A 14,694-nucleotide genomic window follows, 5' to 3' on the forward strand; every position below is an offset into this window, starting at 1 on the left:
TCAAACCTCGGCCAGACGGGGAAAGAAGGCGGTACGGATCGCGGGAAGCGAAGCGACGACGAAGATGATCGTCGTGACAATGGCATAGCCGGTGGCGACGGCGGTCAGGCCAAGGGGGGCCAGCAGCACCGTGTTCGCGACGACCCCCGCGGCGAGGGCCACTGTCACGGCCAGTTCCACCTGCGGCCGGTCGTTGGCCCGCAGCCAGCCGGCGGCGGCGGTCCACAGCGTGGTGGGAATCGCCACGAGGCAGAGGATCGAGACGATATCGCCGATCCCCGCCCAGTCGTCGCCCAGCAGGACGGGCACGTAATAGGGTGCGGCCAGCGCCTGCAGGATCACCACCGGACCGATCAGGCCGATCCCGGTCAGGATGCTGCCGCGCAGGGCCGCGCTGCGGTCGGCGGTCTGGGTCAGGTGCGGAAACAGCACCGTGGCGAAGGCGACGGTAAAGGCGTTCGACAGGCTCAACCCCGCATTGAAGGCCATGAAATAAAGGCCCAGCGCCTGCGACCCCATCAGCAGACCGACGATCAGCTTGTCCGCCTGCAGGCGCAGCGCCTTGACCAGCTCCACACCCAGCACCGCCCAGCCGTAGCTGACGAAGGGGCGCAGTGGGGCGAAGCCCGCGGCGGGCTGTCGAACCCACGGATGCAGGCGACGCACGGCGACCAGCCAGATCGGCGCGGACAACAGGCGCGGCAGGATTAGCGCCAGCGCCGAAGGCCAGAAGAGGACCAGCAGCACCGACATCAGGTTTGCGCCGACGACCTGCGCCCCGGCAATCGACGCGGTGCGGCGCAGCTTGCCCGCACGCATCGCCAGCGCGACCTGCACCAGTCCCGCCGGCATGAAAAGATACTCGGCCCCCAGCAGCAGGATCAGCAGGGACAGCGTAACGCTGCCGCCCGTCAGCCAGAACCCGGCAGCGACAAGGGTCTGGATCGCGAACAGCCCGATACTCCACCCCCAAAAGATGCGGTGCGCCGTGGCGCAAACGGCCTCCAGCGTCTCGTCGGTGGCGGCGATGATGCGCTGACCGACGCCGGTTTCCGTCAGCGACTTCAGGATGTCACCGGCGGCGATCGCTGTCGCAGCGACGCCGATCTGGTGCAGGTCCAGCGTTCGCGCCACCGCCATCACGACGATCAGGCGCGACGCCTTGGACGCCACTTCGGACGCACCGTAGGCCATGAGGTTGCCGATCAGGGCCTTCGATCGTGATGTCGTCTGCATGGCTGGGCCGTCCCCTTCGTTAAGGTCAACGAACCATTAAGGCGCCGCCCGCCACCTGTCGCGGGCGCCTCCGGTCACCGGGATCGCACAAATGCGCAACAACCTACCCGTCAGGATAGACCGGTATCCCGCTGGCCCTTGGACCGCGTCGCGGGATTCGCATAAGGTCGCTGCAACGACAGGTAGGCGAGGTGAGCGTTGGCCCATTCAATTCCATTGTGCTGCGCGTTGTCGCTCCTGATGCTGACGCCCGCCTGCACGGCCTACGACACGCCCGACAACATCGAGCCCGTGGCCACAGGAGACGCCTATCAGGCGCAGTACCGCGACCCCAGTGTGACCCGCGCGAATGCGATGTTCCTCCGGTCAGAGGCGCTGAACGCGCAGAAATGCCTTCCCTACGGCGGGCTGGACGCGAATGGCGCCGGGCTCGGCAAGGGCAGCGCGATGGCCGATGCGATCCTGCAGGGCGAGCGGCTGACCCGGAACGACCTCCTTGACGTGCGCGTCGGCGACGACCCGACCTTCAGCGGGTCCTATGTCGTGTCGCGCGACGGCACGCTCAAGCTGCCCTTTCTCGACCCGATCCAGGCCCAGGGCCGGTCCACGACAGAGGTCGAGGCCGACATATTGCGCGGCCTGCAGGCCAAGGATTTTTACGCGGATGCGCCGCAGCTGTCGGTGCGCGTCACGGATTTCGCCTCCGTCACCGTCGGCGTATCCGGCGCCGTCTTCGAACCCCATGCGGTCGAAATCGGCGGCGTGCCGGGCGATGGCCTCGACGTGCTGCGTCAGGCGGCGCTGGGCGCCTCGACCGAAGGGCGCAACCTCTCGGCAGCCCTGCGCGCGGTCGGCGGCGTGCGGCCCGACGCCGACATCTCGGCGGTCGAGGTGCGGCGCGGCGGCGTGCTCTACCGCCTCGACATGCGCGGCGTGTTCGAGGGGCAGAATGCCGTCGACATCATGCTGCTGACCGGGGACGAGGTCCGCGTCCCCAGCCGCCAGTGCTTTCAGGAAGACCTGATGCGCCCCAGCCCCATCAGCCCGCCGGGTGTCAGCCTGTTCCTGTCCAATCTGACGCAGCCCGCCAGCAACAACGCCGCGGCGGCCATCGGCCAGACGGTGCGAGAGGTGCCGTATGGCACGCGCTACCTGCAGGCGGTGATCGACGCGAACTGCGTCGGCGGGCCGCGCAGCACCAGCGCCGACCGGTCGTCTGTGCTCTTCACCCGCAACCCGGTGACCGGCGTGTCCGCCGTGATCGAACGGGATATCGAAGATCTTCTGCGGCGTGCCGACCGTGACGACTACGATCCCTACCTGCTGCCGGGCGATGCGCTGGCCTGCTACGACAGCACGGTCACGAACATTGCCGAAGTCGGGCGCATCTTCGGCATCCTCGGGGCCGCGACGCTCATCGCTAGATAAGGGCGTCGCGGGTGCGGTCCCAGACGGCGGCAAGGTCCGCGATCGCCGCTGTCACGGTCGCCGGGTCGCCCGCCTTGGCCGCCGTCTCGATCCGCTTCAGCTGATCCCGAAAGGCGGTGGCGCCGAAGACCCCGGCGCTGCCGGCGATCTTGTGCGACCGGGCCGCGACCTCTGCCAGATCGGTGTCGGCCACGTCCTGCAGCCAGACCAGCAGATCATCCGCTTCCTGTACGAAACGCCCCGCAAGCCGGGCGTAGCCCGCGGGCCCGAGCACCTCTCGCGTTTCGGCGGCGTGATCGCGGTCGATCACGCCGGCAGCAACGCCGGGCGCCGGTCCTTGATGGGCAGCCAGCACCTCGGCCAGCGCCGCCTTCGACAGCGGCTTCATCAGGATGCCGTCCATGCCGTCCGTCATGAAGGCATCCTGTTCGTCGCGCATCGCGTTGGCCGTCAGCGCGACAATGGGCGATTGCGCCGACGGGCCGTCGCCCTTCCGGATGGCACGGGTCGCGGTGCGCCCGTCCATCACGGGCATGCTGATATCCATCAGGATCAGGTCGAACCGTCGTGCCTGCGCCGCGGCGACGCCCAACTGCCCATCCGCGGCCTCGGTCACCCGATGCCCGCCAGCTTCAAGCATGTCGCGCACCACGGTCCGGTTGATCTCGTTATCCTCGACCACCAGCACATGCAGCGGGCGCTGCGGCGCCTGCGCCGGCGCGGCGACCTCGACGATCTCTGCCGGTTCGGCGACGGCGACCGGCAGCCTGACCCAAAAGGTGCTGCCCCGCCCCGGCGCACTGTCGACGCCGATGTCCCCGTCAAGCGCCTGCACGAACCGCCGCGCGATGCTAAGGCCAAGGCCGGTCCCGCCGACCTCTCGGTCATAGGCGGAATTGCCGGTCACGAAGTCGTCGAAGACGCGCGCCGCCAGATCGGCATCCAGCCCGGGGCCGGTATCCGTCACGGCAAAGGTCAGCCCGATCCTGTCGCCGTCGGGCTCTGCGGCGACCGTCACCGTGATCTTTCCGGCCTTCGTGAACTTCACCGCATTGCCGACGAGGTTCATCAGAATGTGCTGCAGGCGGTCGTGATCGGACATGATCCAGTTGTGCGGTGCCCCGTTCCAGCCCCATTCCAGCGCCGTGCCGTTCGCCGCGGCCATGCTGGTCTGGCTGTCGACGATGTCCTGCAGCAGGACGGACAGATTCATCGGCTCCGCCCGCACGCTCATCTTGCCGGCGTCATAGCGCGTGATGTCCAGCACGTCAGAGATGTGCCGCATCAGCAGCCGGCCAGAGGTTTCCATGTTGCGCACGAAGCGGGCCTGCTGCGGGTTCAGCTGTGTATCCTGCAACAGGTCCATGTTGCCAAGCAGACCGTTCAGCGGCGTCCGGATCTCGTGGCTCATCGTGGCCAGGAATTCCGTCTTCAGCTTTTCGTTGGCGAGGGCCGTGTCGCGCGCGGCCATCAGCTCTGCCTCGTCCGCCACCCGGCGCGAGATGTCGCGCACGAAGGCGATGAAGATCTCGCCGGCCTCCGTCACCGACGACTGGATCGACAGCTCGATCGGAAAGACCTCTCCGCTGGCGCGCATCCCCTCCAGCCGGACGCGGCCTTGGCCCACGACCCGCTTGGGTCCGCCGTTCCGCATCCGTTCCATCCCCGCGTCATGGGCGGCACGCAGATGCGGCGGCACGATGACGCCGCCCAGATCGCGCCCAACGACATCCTCGGCGAAATGACCGAAGATCGCCTCGGCCGCGGGGCTGAAGGTCATGATCCGGCCCGCAGCATCGCTGACGATGACGCCGTCGAGCGATGTCGCGATGATCGCGTTCATCCGGGTGACGGTCTGGGCCTGCAGGTCCGCCCGCCGCGTATTCGCGGCAATCAGCCGGTTCAGGTAAAGCACGGCGACCGCCAGCGTGCCGATCAGGATCGCAAGGGCGATCGCCAGTTCCGTCAGGGTCCGGGCAACGGCGCGGCGCTGCACGTCGGATGCGACGGCGAAAAGGTCCAGCCCCGCGGTGGACAGATCGCGCACGACGGGGCGGACGGCGTCTGCTCGGTCGCGCAGGGCCGGAAGGCTGGCCCTCAAAGCCAGATCGTCAGAATCAATGACGGGGATGCTGTCTTCAAGGAAGGTCTGAATCTGGGCAAGCTCCGTGCGGAACCCAGCATCCGCGCGCAGGTCAGCAAAGACCCTCGCCTCGCGGATGGTGCCGATCCGGCTGTAGAAGATGTCGAACTTGCGACGCACGTCACCCAGATCGACCGGGGTCATCGTCATCCGTTTGGTGAACTCAAGAAACTCCACCTCGGTCTGGGACAGCGACCACTGGACGTTGTCCGAACTGGCGGACCCCAGCAGGCGGATTTCTCGCGAGACATTGAGGGTCAGGAACAGGATCGCCGCAAACGCGACAAGGCCGGACACCACCGCCATGGTGCGCCCGGCCCGCTTGCGTCTGTGCGGCATCATCGCCAGATCCGTCACTCCCCCGTCGGACATGGGCTGTCCGCCCGACCGGGTTAGCGGTCCACCTCGATCCTGTCGAGTTGCCAGATGCTCCGCGAATAGACGACCTCCGACCGGAAGGCGGCGCTGCTGTCGTAGGGGTAGATGATCCAGAGCGGGCCCTTGTCGCGCACCGGCATCTCTGCGTCGTCCATCAGATAGGCGATGATCGGTCCGCCCGCGACGGCGTCAGAGACAGGGATCTCGACCGTGTAATCATTGATTGCCGTGGCCAGCAGCGTGCCGTCCTCCACCCCCAGCTGATCCATCAGATCGGCCAGCGACACGCCGGTGAAGGTATGCGTGCCTTCCGTCCAGATCGTGCTGGTCTCGATCGTGGTGACAGGCAGGGCCATCAGTGCCGCACGATCAAAGGTCAGCGCCGCCTCGGGCGCATCGACCTCGCCGGATATGGTCAGCAGCACCTCCGGCGTGGCAGTGGGCGCATCCTGCGCCGCGACGCCCGTGGCACAGGTCATCGTCATCAGCGCCAGACCGGCGGTCTTTTGGATTCGTGCAAACATGACAGGCTCCCTTGTCGATTTCCCTCTTGTCGCGCAAATCGCGGCAGAATGCATGCGGCCTTCGGGATAGCGACCTATCCGGACGGATAGGTCGCGCGCCGCGTCACGCGGCGATACGGCCTGCCGGACGGTCCCCGTCGACGATGCACCGCACGCCCGCCGCCAGATCTCCCCGCGCCAGGGCAAAGGCGACGGTGGCCTGCACGAAGCCCGCCACCGACCCGCAGTCGAAGCGTTCGCCGGCAAAGCGATAGCCGGTCACGCCGGTGTCGACGACATCCGCGTTGATCGCGTCGGTCAGTTGCAGCTCTCCGCCGGCACCCGGTGTCAGATCGGCCAGCCTATCAAAGATCGAGGGCTGCAGGATATAGCGCCCGACGACCGCCAGTGTGGACGGCGCCCGCGCCGGATCCGGCTTCTCGACCAGACCGCGTGCCTGGGCCAGCCTGCCGTCCTGTCGGGCGACGTCCAGCACGCCGTAGGACGCCGTCTCGGCCCGCGCGACGTCCATCGTCGCCACCATGTGGCCGCCGGTCAGGCGATGCGCCGCCACCATCTGCGACAAGGCACCTGTTTCTCCCGCGATCACGTCGTCGGGCAGCAGGACGGCAAAGGGTTCGTCACCGATCAGCCGCCGGGCCTGCCGCACCGCGTGGCCCAGACCCAGCGGCTGCGCCTGCCGCAGGATCGTCAGCGCGCCCTCGGGCATCCGCGTCCGGTCCAGCGCCGCCAGCGCATCCGTCTTGCCCTTCGCGCGCAGGCGCTCTTCCAGCAGGGCGGCTGTGTCGAAGTAATCCTCCAGCGCGCACTTTCCGGCGGCAGAGACGAAGATGAACTCCTCGATCCCCGCCGCGCGCGCCTCGTCCACGGCATACTGGATCAGCGGGCGGTCGATCAGCGTCAGCATCTCTTTCGGGATGGACTTGGTGGCGGGCAGGAAACGGGTGCCCATGCCGGCGACGGGAAAGACGGCCTTGCGGATATGGGTCATGGTCTTAATCCTTTCTGGGTGTCAGTGGGCGCCGCGACCGGACACGACGGCGCGGAATGTCAGGGCGATCAACATCAGGTCAAGCAGGATGGTCCGCGACCGGGCATAGGTCAGGTCCATGTCGATCATCTGGTCGAAGGCGATGTCGGCACGGCCCGACACCTGCCAGAGGCCGGTGATCCCCGGCTTTACCGCCAGACGCCCCATGGCGCGGGCCGGATAGGCCGCGACTTCATCCGGCAGCGCCGGGCGCGGACCGACGATCGCCATCTCGCCGCGCAGCACGTTCAGGATCTGCGGCAGCTCGTCGATGGACAGACGACGGATCACCTTGCCGACCTTCGTGATGCGCGGATCGGATTTCGACTTGAAGCAGACGCCTTCCCGATCCGACGTCGCCAGCAACGCCGCCCGCCGCGCCTCGGCATCCTGCGCCATGGACCGGAACTTGTAGATCGTGAAGGGCCGGCCGTTCTGGCCGATCCGGGTCTGCCGGAACAGCACCGGCCCCTGCGAATCCGCCTTGATCGCCAGCGCCGTCAGCGCAAGGACCGGTGCCAGTGCCACGCAGGCAAAGCCCGCCACCGTGATATCGAGCGCCCGGCGCGCCACGCTGGCACCAGAAACGCGACGCAGCACCGTCGCCCCCGCGCGCGCCATGAAGGTGAAGTTACCGGCCAGATAGCGACGTGCCAGACGGCGCGGCTCCTGGGCCAGACGCCAGATCCACTCGGACCGCGCCCGCCGCAGCCAGAGGGGGGCGCGGCTGACGTTGCCAGCCAGAAAATCCAGCGCCGCCCCGACACCGGTGACCAGCTGCGCGTCGATCCTGTGGGCGTTGCGGTGGATCCAGATCTCCTGCAGCGGCACACCAAGGGCGACCAGCACGATATCGGCGCCGCTGGCGTTGATATCGGCGATGACGGCATCCGTATCCTGCGCGCCGTCGAACCCGTCGCGGGTGCCGACGACCCGCAGGTGCGGAATGCGCCGGATCAGCGTGGCGGCCGCCGCATCCGCTGTGCCGGGCGTGCCGCCGAACAGATAGACCGCCTTGCCGGTCTTCGCCGCCCGCGCCAGAAGCGCCGGGATCAGGTCCGTACCATTGAGGTTGCCCGCAAGGCGCTGGCCCGTCATCCGGCCCGCCAGGGCGATACCGATCCCGTCTGGCAGCAGCACGTCGGCGCAGCGCACCGCCGTCATGTAGGTGCGGTCCCGATGCATCACGTTGCAGCAATGGGCATTGATGAAGAAGGCAGTGCGCTTTCCGGGTGACAGAAGCAGGTCGACAGCCCTTTCGGCCGTGCTGTCCAACAGCGTCAGGTCGAGTGCGGGCAAGTAGCTCTGTGCGTCCTCAAAGGCATCCGGAGTGGTCAGGAAATCGAAGGTTGCGTGTTTCATCTGGGGTGTCCCGTTTGCAGATCATCTGCATTCAGATCAATGAAAACAGGGGTTTGGCGCAACGAAGCGACGGGACAGGTGCAGGGGTCAGACGGGCCGCGGGACAGCCGGGCGGTGACCCGCCCCCCTGCCGTGGGTTGGTGAACATATCCTTAATGGTTAAGAGACTCGCCGAATGTGCATCACATTCAGCCTTTGATTGGCCACACTCCCGGATTAAGAACATCGTAACCATGAGGGACACGTCATGAGAGTATTGATCGCAGACGACCATGATCTTCTGAGGGACACGCTGGTCATGTATCTGGAGGGTCAGGGCGGGATCGAGACCGCCTCGGTCGGCAACTTCGCCGATGCCTGTGCCCGGATCGCGGCGGACGATCCCTACGACCTCGTCCTGCTGGACTACAACATGCCCGGCATGAACGGCCTTGCCGGCCTGCGTACGGCCATCGCCATGGGCACCGGCCAGCGCGTCGCCCTTATCTCCGGCGAGGCGACGCGCCGGATCGCAGAGGATGCGCTGGAAGCCGGTGCAGCCGGTTTCGTGCCGAAGTCGCTGCCCGCCAAGTCGCTGATCAATGCCGTCCGCTTCATGGCCATGGGCGAGCAATACGCGCCGATCGACTTCATGACGGCGGTCGAGGAAAAGGTGACGAACCCGCTGGCCGACAAGCTGACCGCGCGCGAACTACAGGTCCTGCAGGGCCTGACCGAAGGCAAGTCCAACAAGGAAATCGCCCGCGATCTGGATATCCAGGAGCCGACGGTCAAGCTGCACGTCAAGACGCTCTACCGCAAGGTCGGTGCCGCGAACCGCACGCAGGCCGCGATGATCGCCCGAGAGGCCGGACTTTACTGACCTATCCGGGCGGATAGGTCGCCGCCTCCGATGCGACCGCCGCATCCCCGTCCGCGCGCGTGCTGCCCTTGCTTCAAATTGTTAGGACATTGGTTAAGGAGACTTGAACCATGTCCTACGCCCCAGCCGACACCACGCTGATCGCCCCGCGTCCCAAACCCGCCAAAGGCCGTATCAGGCGCGCCATCGTCGGTGGCCGCCTCGGCGATCTGGGACGTCTGCCACGCTACGCGGCCTTCGCGCTGCTGGGCGGTGCGATGATCTGGGCCCCGATCACCGGCTACCTGCGCACCGCGCCGCTGAAATACAAATCCTCCACCTCGCTGATCTTGCCCGGCTCCGGCGCCTCCGCCTCCTTGAACCTGAACGGCATCGGGCAGGCTTCGTCCTCCGCGAACTCCGCTTTTTCCAGCAATGCGGTCAGCCCGACCGAGACCTACAAGCGCCTGCTGGCCGCCGACCGGATTCTCGCCGCCGCGGCACGATCGCTCGACATCAGCCAGGGAGAGCTTGGCCAGCCCCGCGTCGAACTGGTCGACCAGACCAGCCTGATCCATTTCGAGATGACCGGCGGCAGCCCCGAGGATGCGCAGGCCCGCGGCGAGGCAATTCTGACCGCCTTCTTCCGCGAACTCGACGCGCTCCGCGCCGACGAGGTGAACACCCGCGAGGACAGCAGCCTGCAGGCGATCGCCGACTACCGCGACTCCGTCGGCGGCACACGGGCCGAGATCTCGCGTCTGCAGGATGAAACCGGCCTGCTGTCGGTGAAGCAATACGACGTGCTGCTCGACCGCAACCTGGCGCTCGAAACCGAAATCCGCAGCCGTGCCGCGGCACTTGCGGACGCCGATGCAGCGGTCGCGGCGATGTCGCGGCAGCTGGGCCTCGATCCCCTGACCGCGGCAAGGACGCTGAAGCTTTACGCAGACGGGTCCTACCTCGCCCTGCTGGACGACATCGCCCGGTTCGAGGCGGCCCATGCCGAAGCCTCCGCCCATTATGGCCCCGCGCATCCCAAGGTAGTCGCCGCCCGGGACGGACGCGACAAGGCCCGCACCGCCGCACTGCAACTGGCCTCTGCCACGACAGGACTGGACATCGCCACGCTTGCGACCCTCGACCTCGCCCCGCAGGGCGCGCGCGCAGAGCTGCTGTCGGACCTCGTCCGCAAGGATGTCGACCGGGCCGGCCTGAAGCAGGAACTGACGACGCTCAAGGCGCAGCACGCCGAAGGTCAGGCCGACCTGAACCGCAAGGCCGCCGCAGCCGCGCAACTTCAGGATCTGGAACGGGACTTTTCCGTTGCCGAGGCGGTCTTCGCCTCCGCCATCGCCCGCGCGCAGTCCAGCAAGTCCGACGTCTATGCTTCCTACCCGCTGGTGCAGGTGCTGGAAAACCCCTCGCTGGCCGACCGCCCCTCGTCGCCCAACCGCAAGCTTGCCATCGCCGCTGGCATCGCGGCCACGCTGATGATGCTGATGGCCCTCGCAATGGGCTGGGTCCGGCTGGCCCTGATCAGCCGCCTGCTTTCCAAGACACCGGTCGCCGCATGACCGACCTCAACCCGGTCGAGCGTATGGTCTATCGCACGCTGGTCTGGACATGGCCCTTCTATGCCATCGGCGCCCTTTACGTCGTGGGGCCTGTGCTGGCGTGGTCGCTGGGTGGCCTTGCCGTTCTGATCCTCTACCTCGGCGACGCCGTGCGCGACGACCTGCGGGCCACGGGGCCGGTGCCCGTCGTGGTCTGGCTCTGGATCATCGGCATGGCCGTCATGCTGATTGCCTTGTGGGTGGGTCACCTGAACTGGTCGCTCGGCCTCAAGCAGACCATCAAGTCCTCCATCGGCTGGGCCAAGGGCTGGGCGCTGCTGGCGCTCTTTCCCTTCGCCGGTGCGGTGCTGCCGATCCGGCGCGGCGTTCTGGTCCGCGGTCAGTGCGTCGTGGGCCTTGGGACCCTGATCCTTGCCCCCCTGATGCTGGCCGCACCGCACATCGGCCTGCCGGAACGGATCTTCACCTCGCCGCTCAAGGCGATCGGTGGACCGGGGCCTGAATATTTCTCGGTCTTCATGTTCACCTGGGACCCGGCCAGCTGGACGCCGCGCTGGCAGTTCTACGCCCCGTGGTCGCCCTTCGCAGCTCTTCTGGGCGTGGTTCAGGTGCTCTTCGCGCTGGAAGACCCGGACCGCCGCTGGCGTCGCATCGGGATCGCCGCGGGTCTTCTGATGATCTTCGCCTCCAAGTCGCGCATGGGCCTCGTCGGCCTCGCCGCCTGCACCGTCGCCCCGCGGATGATGCCCCTGATCCTGCGGGGCTGGGCGTGGCGCGTCCTGTCGGGCCTCACCGCCTCCCTCGCCATCTCCGGCGCGGCGCTGGCCGCGGCGGCCAAGGATGCGGTCTCCGCCTTCAAGGGGGCCCGCGCCGACAGCACCCGCGTCCGCGAGACGTTGCAACGCATCGCCACCGAACGCTGGCGGGCCGAGGCGGTCTGGTTCGGCCACGGCACCGTGCAGCCGGGGTCCCACGCGGTCGAATACATGCCCATCGGCAGCCATCACACGTGGTATGGCCTGCTCTTCGTCAAGGGTCTGGTGGGTTTCGGCGCCCTGCTGGTGCCGCTCGTCTGGCAGACCCTCCTGACCCTGCGCGACGCCACCTGCAGCCCCCGCGGTCGCCTGCCCATGGGCCTGATGATGACCATCATCCTGCTGACCTTCGGCGAGAACCTCGAGATCGAAGCCTACCTCCTGTGGCCCGCCCTCCTCCTGCTGGGCATTCATGCGCAAGAGATGCAGAGCAGCGAGATCTGAGGCCTGCGGGGCTTGGACATCGGCCAATCCATGACGGTTGCCGGAGAAGCGTTTGCAGGGCCCCGACGGCCACTACCGCATGGCTCTCGCGGCTGCCGACAACCGAACCCGACTGCCAGACGATCAGGCGCGGAAGGTGTCGAGCGAACTCCGAAGCGCTTGCAACGCTGCGTGAACATTGCCGCGCGACCCGATATCGGCCAGCAGCCCCTCGACCTTGGGCTGCAGGAATCCGTCCATGTCGTCCCACACGATGGTCCGCGCCTTGTCCGGTCGCCCCGCGGCGGCCACACGCGCTGCCTCGTACAGGGGCACCGTCGCCGGCGACAGGATGTCGCGCGCATCGCAGGACCCCGTCTCGACCCGTGACCGCACCTCGACCGCCTGCACGCCGGTCAGAAGGGCGGCGGCAAGGAAATGCTCGGTCACGTCCATCTGGTCGCGGGCAAGGTTGGCCGCATTCATCGCCTGGCTGTTGATGTTCTGATTGTACATCTCGGCATGGGTCGGAAAGCGGTCGGCCACGCTCTGCCCCAGATAGGAAATCTGCGTGGACATCTGGTTCATCCCGATATGCAGCGATTTCAGCCCCACGTTCACGCCGGTGTCCATGTTGCCGACCAGCGCAGGCGTCAGGCCGTTCGAGAAGGCTGGCGTGATCATCAGCGCGATCTGGCTGTCGATATGCTTGCACATCAGGCCGATCAGATAGCGCGTGCTGTCCATCGCGATCGCCGTGTATTGCGCGAGGAAGTTGCCGGTATGAAAGGTCTCGCCCGTCGCGGGGTTGATCAGCGGGTTGTCGTTGGCGGTATTGGCCTCTGTCTCGATCTGCCGGGCGGCCGTCGACAGGCCATCCACGATGGGGCCAAAGAACTGCGGCAGACAGCGGATGCCGTAGCGATCTTGGATCAGGTCGCCCTTGCGCCGCGCCCGATCACCGCCGGCTTCCGAGCGGATGGTCCTGCCGCCCGTCAGAAGCTCTGCCATGCGGGCGGCGGACCAGACCTGGCCGGGGTGCGGCTTCTGGGCGTGGATATAGGGATCGAAGCTCTGGTCGGTCGCAAGAAGGGCCTGCGCAAAGAGGGCGTGGACGCCCAGCGCCATCGTCGCGGCATCCAGCGCCCGGGCCATCACGTTGGCGGCGACCCCCGTGCAGGCCCCGGTGCCGTTGTTCAGCGCCAGCCCCTCCTTCGGATCGGGGTCCATGGGCGTAAAGCCGAGCTTGGCCAGCACGGTATGGCAGTCGAGCGTCTCTCCATCCAGATCGACGAGGAATTCGGGCGAGAGGCCGAGGATCGACGCGCCGATGTACGTCAGCGGCACCAGATCGCCGGAGGCCCCGATGGACCCGCGCTGGTACACCTGCGGCGATGCGCCAGCGTTGAGGAACGCGACCAGGCGTTCGATCAGCGCGATCCGCACGCCCGAGGCGCCCCGCATCAACGAATTTGCCCGCAGCAGCATCGCGGCGCGCACATCCGCATCCGGCAGCCTTGGCCCGGTGGTCGACTTGTGCTGCCACAGCGCAATCTTCTGCACGTCGATCAGCTGATCGCGCGTGACGTGCACATCCGCCATGCCACCGAAAAGCGTGGTCACGCCATAGATCTCCTCACCGCGTTCGACGGCGCGGGCGATCACGTCGCGCGACCCGTGCACCCGTGCAAGAACGTCGGCATCGCCGGTGATGGCGACCTTCGCCCCTCCGCGCGCAACCGCATCGATATCGGCAAGCGTCAGGCTTGCGCCATCCAGCGTGATCGTCATGGCATCCCCTCCCAAATTGTCCGACTCGTGCGGCGGACTTGCTGAATGAAAATGCATAAGCCATTGTCAAACTGCAATCCGACCGGTTCGAGTCGGGCGCGCAAAACCGGGAGGAAGACCATGAAGATCATCAGGATGATGGCCTGCGCTACGCTTGCCGCCATCACGACAGGAGCGGTCACAGCGCAGGAGGTGACGCTGAGGCTTTCCCATTGGGTGCCGCCGACGCACCCGATCCAGACCATGGGCATCGAGCCTTGGGTCAAGTCGCTGTCAGAGGCATCGGACGGCCGCATCGCCGTGACGATCTTTCCGGCCCAGCAGCTGGGCGCCGCGCCCGACCACTACGACATGGCCCGCGACGGCATCGCCGACATCACCTATACCAACCCGGGCTATCAGGCCGGGCGCTTTCCGATCTACAGCCTGATCGAAATTCCGTTTCTGGCCGACGATGCCATCGGCGGCGCGCAGGCGATGCACGAATGGTACGCCCCGATTGCGGAAACCGAGATGCCGGACGTCAAGTTCTGCCTTGCCAACCCCCACGATCCGGGAACCTTCCATTCCAAGAACCCGATCAAGGTCCCGGCCGACATCGACGGCCTGAACGTCCGCCCCGCACATGCGACCATGTCGCGCTTCATCAGCTCTCTCGGCGGCGGCCCGGTTCAGGTGCCGGCCCCCGAAGCCCGCGAAGCCATCGCCAACGGCACGGCGGACGCCATCACTTTTCCCTGGAACTCCGTCTACATCTTCGGCGTCGACAGCGAGACGAAGTACCATCTCGACATGCCGTTCTACATCTCGGCGCAGCTTCTGCTGATCAACAAGGATACCTACAATGGGATGCCCGAGGATCTGAGGCAGATCCTCGACGATCACTGCACGCCGGAATGGTCCCGGAAATTCTCGGAAGGCTGGGCCAAGGACGAAGCCTCCGGTCGCCAGAAGATGATCGACAGCGGCGAACACACGCTCTACGCGCCCACCGACGAAGAGGTGCAGTTGTGGCGTGACGCCGCCGCACCCCTGATCGAGGAGTGGAAGACCGAGGTGGGGGCCGACGCACAGGGCTACTACGACGGCTACATCGAGGCGCTCGAGCGCCACGACGCCCGCTACTGATCACGTGAACGGGCGGCC

The 14,694-nt window shown here is 66.8% G+C and carries 11 protein-coding genes; 5 read left to right on the plus strand and 6 right to left on the minus strand.

Going from position 1 to position 14,694, the window contains the following annotated elements; translation table 11 throughout:
* Entirely contained in the window at positions 1–1,236 is a 1,236-nt protein-coding gene (locus tag BUA54_RS07650) for an oligosaccharide flippase family protein (RefSeq protein WP_072856623.1), read from the minus strand.
* Positions 1,237–1,476: 240 nt separating this feature from the next.
* On the opposite strand from BUA54_RS07650, the gene BUA54_RS07655 reads away from it, so the two are divergent.
* Entirely contained in the window at positions 1,477–2,664 is a 1,188-nt protein-coding gene (locus BUA54_RS07655) for a polysaccharide biosynthesis/export family protein (RefSeq protein ID WP_072856691.1), read from the plus strand.
* On the opposite strand, the gene BUA54_RS07660 is transcribed toward BUA54_RS07655, so the two are convergent.
* From BUA54_RS07660 to BUA54_RS07675, 4 genes are all read right to left on the minus strand, one after another.
* On the minus strand, positions 2,657–5,179 hold the full coding sequence (locus tag BUA54_RS07660; protein WP_245810593.1) for a hybrid sensor histidine kinase/response regulator: 2,523 nt from the start codon (positions 5,177–5,179) through the stop codon (positions 2,657–2,659). The genes BUA54_RS07655 and BUA54_RS07660 overlap by 8 nt on opposite strands.
* A 20-nt stretch (positions 5,180–5,199) precedes the next feature.
* Positions 5,200–5,709, minus strand: coding sequence for a putative pterin-binding protein (locus tag BUA54_RS07665; RefSeq protein ID WP_072856624.1), 510 nt, complete (start codon positions 5,707–5,709; stop codon positions 5,200–5,202).
* Positions 5,710–5,812: 103 nt separating this feature from the next.
* On the minus strand, positions 5,813–6,700 hold the full coding sequence (locus BUA54_RS07670; protein ID WP_072856625.1) for a UTP--glucose-1-phosphate uridylyltransferase: 888 nt from the start codon (positions 6,698–6,700) through the stop codon (positions 5,813–5,815).
* A gap of 21 nt (positions 6,701–6,721) precedes the next feature.
* Entirely contained in the window at positions 6,722–8,101 is a 1,380-nt protein-coding gene (locus BUA54_RS07675) for a WecB/TagA/CpsF family glycosyltransferase (RefSeq protein WP_072856626.1), read from the minus strand.
* Positions 8,102–8,348: 247 nt separating this feature from the next.
* Here BUA54_RS07675 and BUA54_RS07680 point away from each other — a divergent pair, with 247 nt between their 5' ends.
* The 3 genes from BUA54_RS07680 (at position 8,349) to BUA54_RS07690 (ending at position 11,778) form a co-directional block, all read left to right on the plus strand.
* On the plus strand, positions 8,349–8,963 hold the full coding sequence (locus BUA54_RS07680; RefSeq protein WP_072856627.1) for a response regulator transcription factor: 615 nt from the start codon (positions 8,349–8,351) through the stop codon (positions 8,961–8,963).
* 110 nt (positions 8,964–9,073) lie between these two features.
* The gene (locus BUA54_RS07685; RefSeq protein WP_072856628.1) at positions 9,074–10,519 is read left to right on the plus strand and encodes a GumC domain-containing protein; all 1,446 of its coding nucleotides are present in this window, start codon (positions 9,074–9,076) and stop codon (positions 10,517–10,519) included.
* Positions 10,516–11,778 (plus strand): capsular biosynthesis protein, encoded by a 1,263-nt coding sequence (locus tag BUA54_RS07690; protein ID WP_072856629.1) that lies wholly within the window; start codon positions 10,516–10,518, stop codon positions 11,776–11,778. Before BUA54_RS07685 ends, BUA54_RS07690 begins: the two co-directional genes overlap by 4 nt.
* 123 nt (positions 11,779–11,901) lie before the next feature.
* On the opposite strand, the gene BUA54_RS07695 is transcribed toward BUA54_RS07690, so the two are convergent.
* The gene (locus BUA54_RS07695) at positions 11,902–13,548 is read right to left on the minus strand and encodes an aromatic amino acid ammonia-lyase (RefSeq protein ID WP_178352722.1); all 1,647 of its coding nucleotides are present in this window, start codon (positions 13,546–13,548) and stop codon (positions 11,902–11,904) included.
* A gap of 120 nt (positions 13,549–13,668) precedes the next feature.
* Here BUA54_RS07695 and BUA54_RS07700 point away from each other — a divergent pair, with 120 nt between their 5' ends.
* Entirely contained in the window at positions 13,669–14,676 is a 1,008-nt protein-coding gene (locus BUA54_RS07700; protein WP_072856631.1) for a TRAP transporter substrate-binding protein, read from the plus strand.
* Positions 14,677–14,694 lie beyond the last annotated feature (18 nt).

This window comes from Loktanella atrilutea (assembly GCF_900128995.1).
In the GTDB taxonomy this organism is placed as follows: domain Bacteria; phylum Pseudomonadota; class Alphaproteobacteria; order Rhodobacterales; family Rhodobacteraceae; genus Loktanella; species Loktanella atrilutea.

Excerpts from the sequence above, each read along its gene's own strand:
- BUA54_RS07670 (WP_072856625.1), bottom strand. The coding sequence starts at position 6,700 with ATGACCCATATCCGCAAGGCCGTCTTTCCCGTCGCCGGCATGGGCACC.
- BUA54_RS07695 (WP_178352722.1), bottom strand. The coding sequence starts at position 13,548 with ATGACGATCACGCTGGATGGCGCAAGCCTGACGCTTGCCGATATCGAT.
- BUA54_RS07680 (WP_072856627.1), top strand. The coding sequence starts at position 8,349 with ATGAGAGTATTGATCGCAGACGACCATGATCTTCTGAGGGACACGCTG.
- BUA54_RS07650 (WP_072856623.1), bottom strand. The coding sequence starts at position 1,236 with ATGCAGACGACATCACGATCGAAGGCCCTGATCGGCAACCTCATGGCC.
- BUA54_RS07675 (WP_072856626.1), bottom strand. The coding sequence starts at position 8,101 with ATGAAACACGCAACCTTCGATTTCCTGACCACTCCGGATGCCTTTGAG.
- BUA54_RS07665 (WP_072856624.1), bottom strand. The coding sequence starts at position 5,709 with ATGTTTGCACGAATCCAAAAGACCGCCGGTCTGGCGCTGATGACGATG.
- BUA54_RS07700 (WP_072856631.1), top strand. The coding sequence starts at position 13,669 with ATGAAGATCATCAGGATGATGGCCTGCGCTACGCTTGCCGCCATCACG.
- BUA54_RS07655 (WP_072856691.1), top strand. The coding sequence starts at position 1,477 with ATGCTGACGCCCGCCTGCACGGCCTACGACACGCCCGACAACATCGAG.
- BUA54_RS07660 (WP_245810593.1), bottom strand. The coding sequence starts at position 5,179 with ATGTCCGACGGGGGAGTGACGGATCTGGCGATGATGCCGCACAGACGC.
- BUA54_RS07690 (WP_072856629.1), top strand. The coding sequence starts at position 10,516 with ATGACCGACCTCAACCCGGTCGAGCGTATGGTCTATCGCACGCTGGTC.
- BUA54_RS07685 (WP_072856628.1), top strand. The coding sequence starts at position 9,074 with ATGTCCTACGCCCCAGCCGACACCACGCTGATCGCCCCGCGTCCCAAA.